10 protein-coding genes are annotated in these 13,041 nt (G+C 59.5%); 7 read left to right on the forward strand and 3 right to left on the reverse strand.

The window, feature by feature from the left end; all coding sequences use genetic code 11:
• Positions 1-379 precede the first annotated feature (379 nt).
• The 3 genes from ACQY1P_RS11120 (at position 380) to ACQY1P_RS11130 (ending at position 2,598) form a co-directional block, all read left to right on the forward strand.
• Complete coding sequence (locus ACQY1P_RS11120; protein WP_430240713.1) at positions 380-817, forward strand: CoA-binding protein; 438 nt, start codon at positions 380-382, stop codon at positions 815-817.
• 127 nt (positions 818-944) lie between these two features.
• Positions 945-2,246, forward strand: coding sequence for an O-acetylhomoserine aminocarboxypropyltransferase (locus ACQY1P_RS11125; protein WP_430256400.1), 1,302 nt, complete (start codon positions 945-947; stop codon positions 2,244-2,246).
• A 7-nt stretch (positions 2,247-2,253) separates the two neighbouring features.
• Entirely contained in the window at positions 2,254-2,598 is a 345-nt protein-coding gene (locus tag ACQY1P_RS11130; RefSeq protein ID WP_174195971.1) for a cupin domain-containing protein, read from the forward strand.
• Between the two features lie 27 nt (positions 2,599-2,625).
• On the opposite strand, the gene ACQY1P_RS11135 is transcribed toward ACQY1P_RS11130, so the two are convergent.
• The 3 genes from ACQY1P_RS11135 to ACQY1P_RS11145 form a co-directional block, all read right to left on the reverse strand.
• Positions 2,626-3,876 (reverse strand): cytochrome P450, encoded by a 1,251-nt coding sequence (locus ACQY1P_RS11135; RefSeq protein WP_430256697.1) that lies wholly within the window; start codon positions 3,874-3,876, stop codon positions 2,626-2,628.
• A gap of 40 nt (positions 3,877-3,916) precedes the next feature.
• Positions 3,917-5,671, reverse strand: coding sequence for a gamma-glutamyltransferase (gene ggt, locus ACQY1P_RS11140; protein ID WP_325261086.1), 1,755 nt, complete (start codon positions 5,669-5,671; stop codon positions 3,917-3,919).
• A gap of 92 nt (positions 5,672-5,763) precedes the next feature.
• Positions 5,764-7,023, reverse strand: coding sequence for a GGDEF domain-containing protein (locus ACQY1P_RS11145; RefSeq protein WP_430256401.1), 1,260 nt, complete (start codon positions 7,021-7,023; stop codon positions 5,764-5,766).
• Between the two features lie 346 nt (positions 7,024-7,369).
• Here ACQY1P_RS11145 and clpP point away from each other — a divergent pair, with 346 nt between their 5' ends.
• The 4 genes from clpP (at position 7,370) to hupB (ending at position 12,902) form a co-directional block, all read left to right on the forward strand.
• Positions 7,370-8,002, forward strand: coding sequence for an ATP-dependent Clp endopeptidase proteolytic subunit ClpP (clpP, locus tag ACQY1P_RS11150; RefSeq protein WP_062453248.1), 633 nt, complete (start codon positions 7,370-7,372; stop codon positions 8,000-8,002).
• Positions 8,003-8,300: 298 nt separating this feature from the next.
• Positions 8,301-9,578 (forward strand): ATP-dependent Clp protease ATP-binding subunit ClpX, encoded by a 1,278-nt coding sequence (gene clpX / locus ACQY1P_RS11155; RefSeq protein WP_192076752.1) that lies wholly within the window; start codon positions 8,301-8,303, stop codon positions 9,576-9,578.
• Positions 9,579-10,019: 441 nt separating this feature from the next.
• Complete coding sequence (gene lon, locus ACQY1P_RS11160) at positions 10,020-12,440, forward strand: endopeptidase La (RefSeq protein WP_430256402.1); 2,421 nt, start codon at positions 10,020-10,022, stop codon at positions 12,438-12,440.
• A 186-nt stretch (positions 12,441-12,626) separates the two neighbouring features.
• Positions 12,627-12,902: a DNA-binding protein HupB gene (gene hupB / locus ACQY1P_RS11165; RefSeq protein ID WP_062453245.1), complete on the forward strand. Its 276-nt coding sequence runs from the start codon at positions 12,627-12,629 to the stop codon at positions 12,900-12,902.
• Positions 12,903-13,041: the final 139 nt, after the last annotated feature.

A 13,041-nucleotide genomic window follows, 5' to 3' on the forward strand; every position in this document is an offset into this window, starting at 1 on the left:
ACCACCGGAAGACCGGCCGTAAGGGCGTTTTTTGTTGCTTGATTTGCTCGGCTATGCCGACAAAAAAGAAAGCGGGCCTTCGAGAGGTCCGCGATCTGGGCGGCTTATACGACGGAGCCTAAAAAGCGTCAAGCAGCCGGCCCGGAGCGGTCGGAAAAATAGCTCAACGTTTAGAATGACTTACTGATGAGGTAAAATAATACCTCACAAATATTCGGCCGGTGTTTCGTCTCTTACACGACTTCTTGAGAAGGGATACCTTGGTTTGAGCCGCAGCAGGCCGGACGCCTGGCTGGTGGGAAAATGTGATTCCGGAACCGAGTTGGAAGATTTCCATTGCTTTCCTATGTCCAGGTGACTGCATGAGGAGGTTAGAACCATGGCTCACGATCGGTATGACGACGACGTCATCGCTGGCGTCTTGAAAAGCACGAAGACGATTTCGCTGGTCGGCGCATCGCCCAATCCCGACCGGCCCAGCAACCGCGTCATGGGATTTCTGTTGCAGCGCGGCTACCGGGTGTTTCCGGTCAATCCCGGCCAGGCCGGCAAGCAGATCCTCGGTCAGGACGTCTATGCGAGCCTCGCGGATGTGCCCGAACCCGTCGATATGGTCGATGTGTTCCGCGCTTCGGAATATCTGGACAGTGTGGTGGACGAAGCGCTGGCGCTGGATCAGCTGCCCAAGGTCATATGGGCGCAGCTTGGCGTGCGCGACGATCAGGCCGCAGTCAAGGCGGAGGCCGCCGGCATCCAGGTAATCATGGATCGCTGCCCGGCGATCGAGTACCCAAGGCTTGCCCGTCTTCTCGGATAGGGTAAGGGAGCGGGGCAGGTAATTCGCGGACTCTTTTCGCAATCGCTGCGAATGCTGCAACGATATTTCTTGATCGCCGTCGGCCCGCAGGCCCTGCTGTGATGAAACGACCCTAGAGGAGACCGGCATGGCCAACCCGAATTCACGCAGTTCCGGCAATCCCGGATTTTCAACGCTCGCTGTTCATGCCGGCGCCGAGCCCGATCCGACGACCGGCGCCCGGGCGGTGCCGATCTATCAGACGACGTCCTTCGTCTTCAAGGATACCGAACATGCAGCCGCATTGTTCGGGCTGAAGGAATTCGGAAACATCTATACCCGCATCATGAACCCGACGCAGGCCGCGCTGGAGGAAAAGGTGGCGGCGCTGGAAGGCGGCACGGCAGCCCTTGCCGTCGCGTCCGGCCATGCAGCGCAGTTGTTGGTCTTCCACACGATCATGCAGCCCGGTGACAACTTTGTCGCGGCGCGCAAACTCTATGGCGGTTCGATCAATCAGTTCGGCAACGCGTTTCAGAATTTCGGCTGGCAGGTGCGCTGGGCCGATAGCGCCGATCCGGAAAGTTTTGAAAACGAGATCGACGATCGCACCAAGGCGATTTTCGTCGAAAGCCTGGCAAACCCCGGCGGCACCTTCGTCGATATCGCGGCGATTTCGGAGGTGGCCCAGCGTTTCGGAATCCCGCTGATCGTCGACAACACGATGGCGAGCCCCTATCTCGTCCGGCCTCTCGAACACGGCGCCGATATCGTCGTGCACTCGCTCACCAAATTTCTCGGCGGCCACGGCAACTCCATGGGCGGCATCATCGTCGACGGCGGCACGTTCGACTGGTCGCGCTCCGGCAACTACCCGGTACTATCAGAGCCGCGGCCAGAATATTCAGGCATGGTGCTGCACGAAACCTTCGGCAACATCGCCTTTGCGATCGCCGCCCGCGTGCTTGGCCTTCGCGATCTCGGGCCGGCCATCTCGCCCTTCAACGCGTTCCAGATCCAGACGGGGATCGAGACACTTTCACTGAGGATGCAGCGGCACTGCGACAACGCGCTTGCCGTTGCTGAATGGCTGAGCCGCCATCCGAAGGTTGGATGGGTGAACTATGCCGGCCTGCCTGACGACCCGAACAATGCTCTGCAGCAGCGCTATTCGCCGAATGGCGCAGGCGCTGTCTTCACCTTTGGCCTGAAGAACGGCTATGAGGCCGGCAAGATCTTCGTGGAGAGCCTTAGGCTCTTCTCGCATCTCGCCAATATCGGCGATACCCGCTCGCTGGTCATCCACCCGGCATCGACCACCCACCGGCAACTTACCGAAGAGCAGCAGATCGCCGCCGGTGCCGGACCTGACGTGGTTCGCCTGTCTGTTGGCATCGAGGATGTGGCAGACCTGCTCTCCGACCTCGACCAAGCATTAGCAAGGACTTGAGACACTCATGAAGAACTGGCTGACATTCGATCTGACCGCAATTGAACCGGAGGAGGGCGCACCCGCTCCCGACCGCGTCATCTTCGGCGATCCGAAATTCCTCACCTGGAATTTCGAGGAGGCCGACGGCGGCATCTATGCAGGCGTCTGGGAAGCGACGCCGGGTAAGTGGAAGATCGTCTATGACGAGTGGGAATATTTCCACATCCAGTTCGGCTACTCGATCATCACCGAAGAAGGCGCAGAACCGCTGCATCTGAAGGCCGGCGACAGCATGGTTCTGCGGCCAGGTCTGGTTGCCACCTGGGAAGTGGTGGAGACGACCCGCAAGGATTACGTCATCAGGCTGTAAGCCTGACGGCGGGTCCTCCGGCTGCTCCTACCCCCAGGTGAGATCGAGCCGCTCCAGCCCGTGGAAATGGTAGACATCCTTCACCGTCGGCACCCCGGCCAGTTTGAGGCCGGGCAGGCGGCGAAACAGGATGGGCAGAACGGTATTCAGTTCCAGCCGCGCCAGTGGTGCGCCGATGCAGAAGTGGATGCCGGCGCCGAAGGACAGGTTCTGGCCTTCCTGACGATCCGGCTTGAACGTCAGCGGATCTGAAAATTTCTTGCTGTCGAGATTGGCGGCGGCGAGGATCAGGCTCACCTTGTCGCCACGCTTCAGGGAAACGCCGTCGATTTCCGCGTCTTCGAGCGCCCAGCGCTGGAAAATATGGACGGGCGCGCACAGCCGCAGCGTCTCTTCCACCGTCCGCTCCGTCGCGGCCTCGTCGCGGAAGAGCTCGACCGGCGCTAGACCGCTTTCGAGGATCACGCGAACCGAATTGCCGATCTGGTGCACGGTCGCCTCGTGGCCAGCGTTGAGCAGCACGATCGTGGTCGAGACGAGTTCGTCATCGGTCAGATACTGGCCCTTGTGCTCCGTATGGATCATGTGGGTCAGCAGGTCTTCGCGCGGTTCACGCCGGCGCTCAGCGATCAGCGTCTTCACATAAGCTGCGAATTCCGCAGCGGCGCGGTCCGCCGCATGTTCGTCTTCCCGCGAGCGCTTGAACATGTACATGCCGACATAGGCATGGCTCCATTTCAGCAACTGCGGACCCATCTCGTCCGGAATGCCGATCATTCTCGCAATCATCGTCACGGGAATGATGTCGGCGAAAGCCGAGAGCAGTTCCACCCGGCCTTGCCCGTCGAACGCATCGATGAGACGCTCCGCAAGCTCGGTAATCTCCGGCCTCAGCTTCTCGATATGGCGGGAGACGAAAGCGCGGTTTACCATTGTCCGCAGCCGCGTATGTTCCGGCGGTTCGATCTCCAGCAGCGAGTGCCGCTCGGCGAGGTCGAAATTCGCAAGATGCGCTTCCGGCTCGGGGAGGCCAAGCTCCTCGCGGCTGGCGACATGCAGGATCTGCCGGCCGAATCGGCGGTCGCGAAGGAGAAGGTTCACATGGTCATAACCTGTGAAGAACCACTGCCGCTGCTCCTCCCAGAAGAACGTCGGACAGTTTTTATGCAAAAGCTCGTAGACGCGGTTCGGATCGCTGTAGAAGGCCGGGTTGCGGCCATCCAGCGAGACGCGGCGGGTTTCTGGATCGATGCGGAGGAAATCGGGGATCGCGGTCATGCGGAATGGGTAACTCAATCCGCGGTCCCACGAAAGCCCGTCATTCGCCTGTCGCGATACCCTCGCGCCGCGGATCGGCACTTCCCGCAAGTCCTCGGTCGGTGATCTCGATTGCCTGCAGGCCAGACGTCATTTCGCCGGCCTTCACCTCGTAGCCGAGTGACTTCAGCGGCTCCATCAGCGTCTCGGCCCGCGTTCCGGCTTCGATATCGTATGTCCCGAAACGGTTGATCAGATGCGGCTGGGCGACGATTTGCTCCACCGGCATGCCCCAGTCGATATAGGCGACCAGCGCCTGCGCCACATATCCGATGATCTGGCTGCCGCCGGGCGACCCGATGGCCATCAGCGGCTTGCCGTCCTTCATCACGATCGTCGGCGCCATCGAGGAGCGGGGGCGTTTGCCCGGCTCGACGCGGTTGGCGACCGGCAGGCTTCCATCATGCGTCTTGAAGGAAAAGTCGGTCAGTTCGTTGTTCAGCAGAAAGCCGTTGACCATCAGCCGCGAGCCGAAGCCGTTCTCGATCGTCGTCGTCATGCTGGCGACGTTGCCGTCGCTGTCGACGATGGAGATATGGCTGGTGGAGGGAAGTTCGATCGCCTCGCCGCGGCCAAACAGGAGCGCGTGATCCCAGGTCGGCTCACCCGACTTCACGGCATCCTTGGCAAGCGCCTTATCCGTGTCGAGCAGTCGTGCCCGTTCGCCGAGATACTCTTTTTTGAGGAGACCCTTGATCGGTGCCGGCACAAAATCGGGATCGGCGAGATATCTTTCGCGGTCAGCAAACGCCAGACGCTGCGCATCGCCGATCAGCCTCCAGCTTTCAACATTGTCCGGCCCGAGCCCCTTCAGATCGAAGTTTTCGAGCATGCCCAGCATCTGGCCGACGGCAACGCCACCGGAGGAGGGTGGGCCCATGCCGCATATATCGAGAGCGCGATAGGCAAGGCAGACGGGTTCCCGCTCCTTGACCCTGTAGTTGGCGAAATCGGATAGCGACAGAACGCCGGGATTGCCCTTCGCTTCGCGCACGGCCCTGACGATCGCCTGCGCAATCGGGCCGGAATAGAAGGCATCAGCGCCGCCGGCCGCGATCGTCCGCAGCGTTTCGGCATAGGCCGGGTTCTTGAGGAGAGTGCCGGTTTTCAGCGGTGCGCCGGCATCGTCGAAGAAATAGCGGATCGTAGCGTCATCGGTCTTCAGCTTGTCACCCTCGGCCGCAAGCAGAGTGCCGAGCCGCGGCGAGACCTCAAAGCCGTCAGTGGCGAGGCGCTCGGCGGCAGTAAACAATCCCGCCCAGTTCGCCTTACCGTATTTGCGGTGGACGGTTTCCAGAAGCCGCACCGTGCCCGGCGTGCCGACCGACCGGCCGCCGACCACGGCTGCCATGAACTTCAACGGCTGGCCCTGATCGTCGAGAAAGAGCTTCGGCGTGGCTTCCATCGGCGCCGTCTCGCGGCCGTCGAACGTCGTCAGTTTCTGCGAGGCTGCGTCGTAATAGACGAGGAAAGCGCCACCGCCGAGGCCCGAACTTTGCGGCTCCACGAGCCCGAGCACGGTCTGCACGGCAACCAGTGCATCGGCGGCACTGCCGCCTTTCTCGATGACGGCGCGACCCGCTTCCGCGGCGAGCGGATTGGCGGCGGCGACCACGTAGCGCTTCGTCTCCACCCGCTTGGCCGACGTGACTGCCGATGCCTTTTCCGGCGCGGTGGTGTCCGATGCCTGCTGCGCCGAGGCAACCGAGATCGTCAGGAAACCGGCGAGAACAGTTCCGGAAATTTGCTTCAGCATGGCATGTCTCTCCGCATTTTTGAATTTGCTCGGAGAGAGTGTGGAGCATTGTCGCGCCATTGCAAGACTTTAGGCGGTCGTGGGCAACGGCACTATTGGCTGAGGACGACGATGCGTTTCAGCGACGCCACCTGTTGGGACACGCTGATGTCTTCGAAAGGTTCTGCGGCAAACGAGGTTGGGGACGCAAAATCCGTCGACGGTACGATCATGATTTCCTGATCCGTATGAACGGCGGTGCGGTCGCGGCCGCTGGTTTTCGACACGTAAAGAGCCTTGTCGGCAGCGGTTAGCAACACGTCGATATCAGCGTCCTTCGTGGAGCACAGCGAGATGCCGGCGCTGACCGTCACGGCTATCCTGTGTTCGCCGACACTGATTGGCTGCCGTCTGAGCGTCGAGCGGATGGCCTCTGCGATACTGGCTGCTTCGACCATATCGGAGACGCGGATGATAGACGCGAATTCCTCGCCGCCCATGCGTCCGAACGAGCCGCGGCCGCGCTGAGCCGCCGCACCAATCCGTGCAAAGGCGGAGAGCACGTCATCGCCGGCCTGATGACCGTAGACGTCGTTGATCTGCTTGAACCCGTCGAGATCGAACTGGATGAAAGCAATCATGCTGCCATCCACCGCATCAACACCCTTCGACCGGTGAAACTCTTCCAGCAGACCGCGGCGGTTGAGCACGCCGGTCAGCGGGTCGGTCCGCGCCAGCTCCTTCAGGGTCAGCTCGGACCGCTCGGTCAGGAGTCGCGCCCCGCAGACGATGCTGCCGACAAAGACGAAAGCCGTCGGGAGATAGAGCCACGGCGAATGCGACGCAGCGACAAGCGCATCCGGTCTACCGATGAACACCATCAGGACAATCAGCGCACAGGAGAAGAACTGTATCCCGATGACGCTGGCAAACACGCGACGGGTGATACTGGGCGGACCGCGATGGTAAAGCAGAATGCCGATGATCATGGCGTGACCGACCATGGCCGCGACGTGGTGAAGGATGGCGCGACTGGCGAAGTCGCCGCGGACGGGGTCGAGAAACATCCCGGCAATCCAGATAAGGGCCGGAATGCCAACATAGGGTTCCACGGGCCGGCGGTCGAGTTGCATCAGGCCCGCAGCCCACAGGCCGATACCCGCAAGAACCACGGTATTGGCGATCTCAATCGAAACGAAGTCCGGGATGTCGCCGCGCATTGCGACCAGAGCTGCGCCAATCCCGTGCACAGCGAAGCCGCTGCCCCAGCTGAGATAAAGTGGTTCGCGCTCAAAGTACCAGCGTGAAAAGAGCAGGACGGCGAGCGTCACCGCTTCAGCGGCCCAGATCAACAGACCCGTCAAGATATCCACGTCCAGCTCCGTCATTCATTCCCGGCCGGCTCAGTATGCGGCCAAGTCTTTAAGGCTGCGTTGCTGTTTTGCGTCGGTTATTTTGATTAGAATGCTGTCATTTATTCATATCTGCTTTACCCTGCTCGATCAAAAATGCTTGGATGGCCGTCGATACTTCTCTTTTGCCTCTGGTATATGAGAGTTGTTGCATTATCGGTCAGCCTCGCGCATCCCAAGCCGATTAAGGATATCGGGCTCTCCGTCTTGAAGTACCCGGCGGTGACACTCTATGTAGGAGATAACCCATTCCAATGATTCCGGAGCGCATCGCCGCCTTCGGCGATGCATTTGACAAAGGACGGACATGAGAAATCCAGTTGATACCGCAATGGCCTTGGTGCCGATGGTCGTTGAGCAGACCAATCGCGGTGAACGCTCCTACGATATCTACTCGCGCCTCCTGAAGGAGCGCATCATCTTCGTCACCGGTCCGGTGGAAGATTACATGGCGTCGCTCGTTTGCGCCCAGCTGCTTTTCCTCGAGGCTGAAAATCCGAAGAAGGAAATCGCGCTCTACATCAATTCGCCAGGTGGTGTTGTTACCGCCGGCATGTCGATCTACGACACGATGCAGTTCATCAAGCCGGCGGTGTCGACGCTCTGCATCGGCCAGGCCGCGTCGATGGGCTCGCTGCTGCTGTGCGCCGGCGAGAAGGGCATGCGTTTTGCAATGCCGAACTCGCGTATCATGGTTCACCAGCCCTCCGGCGGCTTTACTGGTCAGGCCTCTGACATCGAACGTCACGCCCGCGACATTCTGAAGATGAAGCGCCGTTTGAACGACGTTTACGTGAAGCACACTGGCCGTACGCTTGAGGAAGTTGAAAAAACCCTCGATCGTGACCACTTCATGACCGCCGACGAAGCTCAGGACTGGGGCGTCGTCGACAAGATCCTGACCACGCGTCAGGAAATGGAAGGCGTTTCGGCGTCTTGAGGCAATAGTGGCATCCGTGCTGCTCACCCGGATTTGAGTGATTTCGGGGGTTCCAAGTGGCACGGAACGCGCTATTAGTACCTATTAAGGCTGTGTTGAGTGTTTATGACATAGCATTGGCGTCTTAGGGGTTTCGTTGCAGCCGGTCATTCTGGACCTGCGAAAGCGAGTTTAAGGCCGGTAGAGTACCCCTTGAGCGAAGACAGGCGCGGCATGGCGTCCGCGCGTGTCGACAGCGACAAAGTTGACCGCGACCGTCTGGACAGGCGGATAGGCGGAGTGCTGGAAGGAAAGTGATATGAGCAAAGTCAGCGGCGGCAACGGCAGCGACTCTAAGAATACCCTGTATTGCTCCTTCTGCGGAAAGAGCCAGCACGAGGTCCGCAAGCTGATTGCCGGCCCGACCGTATTCATCTGCGATGAATGCGTCGAATTGTGCATGGACATCATTCGCGAAGAGAACAAGTCTTCGATGGTGAAGTCCCGTGAAGGCGTTCCCACGCCGCAGGACATCATCAAGGTCCTCGACGAGTACGTCATCGGCCAGAAGCAGGCCAAGCGTATTCTGTCGGTCGCAGTCCACAATCATTACAAGCGTCTCGCGCATGCCTCAAAGGGCGGCGATGTCGAGCTTGCGAAGTCGAACATCATGCTCGTCGGTCCGACGGGTTGCGGCAAGACCTATCTTGCCCAGACGCTCGCGCGCATCATCGACGTGCCCTTCACGATGGCCGACGCGACGACACTCACGGAAGCCGGCTATGTCGGTGAAGACGTGGAAAACATCATTCTGAAGCTGCTTCAGTCTGCGGATTACAATGTCGAGCGCGCCCAGCGCGGCATCGTCTATATCGACGAAGTCGACAAGATCTCCCGCAAGTCGGACAACCCTTCGATCACCCGCGACGTGTCGGGCGAGGGCGTCCAGCAGGCGCTTCTGAAGATCATGGAAGGCACGGTTGCATCGGTTCCGCCGCAGGGTGGTCGCAAGCATCCGCAGCAGGAATTCCTGCAGGTCGACACGACGAACATCCTGTTCATCTGCGGCGGCGCCTTTGCCGGTCTCGACAAGATCATCTCTGCCCGTGGCGAGAAGACCTCGATCGGTTTCGGTGCATCCGTCCAGTCTCCGGACGATCGTCGCGTTGGCGAAGTGCTGCGCGAACTCGAACCGGAAGATCTGGTCAAGTTCGGTCTCATTCCGGAATTCATCGGTCGTCTGCCGGTTCTGGCAACGCTCGAGGATCTCGATGAGGATGCGCTGATCCAGATCCTGTCGGAGCCGAAGAACGCGCTGATCAAGCAGTACCAGCGCCTGTTCGAGATGGAAGACGTCGAACTGACGTTCCACGAGGACGCGCTGCGCGAGATCGCCAAGCGCGCCATCATCCGCAAGACGGGTGCTCGTGGTCTTCGCTCGATCATGGAAAAGATCCTGCTCGACACGATGTTCGAGCTGCCGGCGCTGGAAGGCGTTCGCGAAGTGGTCATTTCCGACGATGTGGTGCGGGGCAATGCACGTCCGCTCTACATCTATGCCGACAGGCAGGAAGAAAAGGCCAACGTTTCGGCCTGATCCTCAGCGGTCATAGCAACATTGAGAAGGGGCCCCATTGGGGCCTCTTTTTCGTTTTAGCCTCGGCTATTGTTTTAGGCCGTATTACACGATTTTTGCACTGCAAAGAGTTGCAAGATAATCCGCTTGATTTAGACAGGGTCAGGGATGAACCTTTCCGTTCCGGCTGCTTCGCACCTTTTGTGCGTGTGCCGTTGATTTCGGACCTCGTCTCGAAAAGGTTTGTCGGCAAGGACGGTAGCGCGTCCGTGCTGAAGAGCTGACATTTTGCGTAAGGCGTTATGCGTGGGCGCTTTGTCTGACGGCTGGTTGCACAAGGTGCAGTGCAGCGACCTTGCAAGGCTTGAAAACGATCTGTGAAAACTCCACTTTTAGCGGGAGTGAAGTGCTTGGGTAATTTCTCAAGCCATCCCGGCAACGGGACGATGGAAAGGAAATGACATGACGAATTCAACGTCTGCGGCATCCGGCGCTGAGACCTATCCGGTCCTGCCTCTGCGCGACATTGTGGTCTTCCCGCACATGATCGTGCCGCTGTTCGTCGGACGGGAAAAGTCCATTCGGGCGCTTGAAGAGGTCATGGGTTCCGACAAGCAGATCATGCTCGTCACCCAGATCAATGCCAGCGACGACGATCCTGAGCCTGAGCAGATCTACAAGGTCGGCACGGTGGCCAATGTGCTGCAGCTCCTGAAGCTCCCGGACGGAACCGTCAAGGTTCTGGTCGAAGGCAAGGCACGCGCCCAGATCTCCGAATACAGCGATCGCGAAGAGTTCTACGAAGCCAAGGCCGAGATTCTGGCCGAGCCGGATGAGGACGCCGTCGAGGTGGAAGCGCTGTCGCGCTCCGTGGTTTCCGAATTCGAGAACTACGTGAAGCTCAACAAGAAGATCTCGCCGGAAGTCGTTGGTGCCGCGAGCCAGATCGAGGATTACTCGAAACTGGCAGACACGGTTGCCTCGCACCTGTCGATCAAGATCACCGAAAAGCAGGAAATGCTCGAAACGGTCTCGATCAAGCTGCGGCTTGAAAAGGCCCTCGGCTTCATGGAAGGCGAAATCTCCGTCCTCCAGGTCGAGAAGCGCATCCGCTCGCGCGTCAAGCGCCAGATGGAAAAGACCCAGCGCGAGTATTACCTCAACGAGCAGATGAAGGCGATCCAGAAGGAACTCGGCGACGGCGACGAAGGCCGTGACGAGATGGCCGAACTGGAAGAGCGCATCGGCAAGACCAAGCTTTCCAAGGAAGCCAAGGAAAAGGCCGACGCCGAGCTGAAGAAGCTGAAGCAGATGAGCCCGATGTCGGCGGAAGCCACCGTCGTGCGCAACTATCTCGACTGGCTGCTAGGTATTCCGTGGTCCAAGAAGTCGAAGATCAAGACCGATCTTAACGCGGCTGAAAAGGTCCTCGAACTGGATCACTTCGGTCTCGACAAGGTCAAGGAACGCATCGTCGAGTATCTTGCCGTGCAGGCCCGCGCCACCAAGCTCAAGGGTCCGATACTTTGCCTCGTCGGTCCTCCGGGCGTCGGCAAGACGTCTCTTGCCCAGTCGATCGCCAAGGCGACCGGCCGCGAGTACGTGCGCATGGCACTTGGTGGCGTTCGTGACGAAGCCGAGATCCGTGGTCACCGCCGCACCTATATCGGTTCGATGCCCGGCAAGGTCATCCAGTCGATGAAGAAGGCGAAGAAATCCAACCCGCTCTTCCTGCTCGACGAAATCGACAAGATGGGTTCGGATTTCCGAGGCGATCCGTCGTCGGCCCTGCTCGAAGTGCTCGATCCAGCGCAGAACTCGACCTTCATGGACCACTACCTTGAGGTCGAATACGATCTGTCCGACGTGATGTTCATCACCACGGCGAACACGCTGAACATCCCAGGTCCCCTGATGGACCGCATGGAAGTGATCCGCATCGCCGGGTACACCGAGGATGAGAAGCGCGAGATTGCCAAGCGTCACCTTCTGCCGAAGGCTATCCGGGACCATGCGCTGCAGCCGAAAGAATTCTCGGTGTCGGACGATGCCCTGATGGCGATCAGCCAGCAGTACACGCGCGAAGCCGGCGTTCGCTCCTTCGAGCGCGAGCTGATGAAGCTCGCCCGCAAGGCCGTGACCGAGATCATCAAGGGCAAGACGAAGTCGGTCGCGGTTACCGCTGCCAACATTTCGGATTACCTTGGCGTTCCGCGTTTCCGTCACGGCGAAGCCGAAGGCGAGGATCAGGTCGGTGTCGTTACGGGTCTTGCCTGGACAGAAGTCGGCGGTGAGCTTCTCACCATCGAAGGCGTCATGATGCCGGGCAAGGGTCGCATGACCGTCACCGGCAACCTCAAGGACGTGATGAAGGAATCGATTTCGGCTGCGGCATCCTATGTCCGCTCCCGTGCCGTCGATTTCGGCATCGAGCCGCCGCGCTTCGACAAGTCGGATATCCACGTGCACGTGCCGGAAGGTGCGACGCCGAAGGACGGTCCGTCGGCCGGTGTCGGCATGGCAACCGCGATCGTTTCGATCATGACCGGCATTCCTGTTCGCAAGGATGTCGCCATGACCGGCGAAATCACGTTGCGCGGCCGGGTGCTGCCGATCGGTGGTCTCAAGGAAAAACTCCTTGCGGCTCTGCGCGGCAACATCAAGGTTGTGCTGATCCCGGAAGAGAACGCGAAGGACCTCGCGGACATTCCGGACAACGTGAAAAACGGAATGGAGATCATCCCGGTGTCGCGTATGGGCGAGGTGATCAAGCACGCTTTGGTTCGCCTTCCCGAACCGATCGAGTGGGATGGCACGGTAGAGACTCCGGTCATTGCGACAGTTGACGGTGCCGACAACTCGTCGACAACGATCGCTCACTAAGCGGTGCCTTGAAGCCGCCACGAACTGATAAAAAAGCCGGCGAAAGCCGGCTTTTTTTGTGAAAAATGCCCAAGACCCCTTGTTTTTCAGGCTTTTTCGGAGCCTTTGGGTTGCCAAGTGCCGACGCAAAACTATTGTCGGCGCCGACCAAATGAGTCGTTCCAAAACCGTTGAAAGGGTGGAAATATGAACAAGACCGAACTGGTGTCCGCAGTGGCCGAAAAAGCCGGCCTCTCCAAGGCTGATGCCGCCTCTGCAGTCGATGCCGTTTTCGAGACTGTCCAGGCCGAACTGAAGAATGGTGGCGACATCCGCCTCGCTGGCTTCGGCAGCTTCTCCGTTTCGCGTCGCGAAGCATCCAAGGGCCGCAACCCGTCCACGGGCGCTGAAGTCGATATCCCTGCTCGTAACGTGCCGAAGTTCTCGGCCGGCAAGGGTCTCAAGGAAGCTGTTAACAGCTAATCGAAAGCATCTGGCGGCTTGCCGCCATGATGCAAAACGTCTCGAAAGGCCCGGTGAAAACCGGGCCTTTTGCATTGCTGGACGCATTTGTTTTGGCCAATCCAACAGACCGTCGTTCAACGCCAAAAAGTGTCATCCG

This window comes from Neorhizobium sp. DAR64872/K0K18 (assembly GCF_050500175.1).
GTDB lineage: Bacteria > Pseudomonadota > Alphaproteobacteria > Rhizobiales > Rhizobiaceae > Neorhizobium > Neorhizobium soli.

Excerpts from the sequence above, each read along its gene's own strand:
- ACQY1P_RS11130 (WP_174195971.1), top strand. The coding sequence starts at position 2,254 with ATGAAGAACTGGCTGACATTCGATCTGACCGCAATTGAACCGGAGGAG.
- ACQY1P_RS11120 (WP_430240713.1), top strand. The coding sequence starts at position 380 with ATGGCTCACGATCGGTATGACGACGACGTCATCGCTGGCGTCTTGAAA.
- clpX (WP_192076752.1), top strand. The coding sequence starts at position 8,301 with ATGAGCAAAGTCAGCGGCGGCAACGGCAGCGACTCTAAGAATACCCTG.
- ACQY1P_RS11125 (WP_430256400.1), top strand. The coding sequence starts at position 945 with ATGGCCAACCCGAATTCACGCAGTTCCGGCAATCCCGGATTTTCAACG.
- hupB (WP_062453245.1), top strand. The coding sequence starts at position 12,627 with ATGAACAAGACCGAACTGGTGTCCGCAGTGGCCGAAAAAGCCGGCCTC.
- ACQY1P_RS11135 (WP_430256697.1), bottom strand. The coding sequence starts at position 3,876 with ATGACCGCGATCCCCGATTTCCTCCGCATCGATCCAGAAACCCGCCGC.
- clpP (WP_062453248.1), top strand. The coding sequence starts at position 7,370 with ATGAGAAATCCAGTTGATACCGCAATGGCCTTGGTGCCGATGGTCGTT.
- lon (WP_430256402.1), top strand. The coding sequence starts at position 10,020 with ATGACGAATTCAACGTCTGCGGCATCCGGCGCTGAGACCTATCCGGTC.
- ggt (WP_325261086.1), bottom strand. The coding sequence starts at position 5,671 with ATGCTGAAGCAAATTTCCGGAACTGTTCTCGCCGGTTTCCTGACGATC.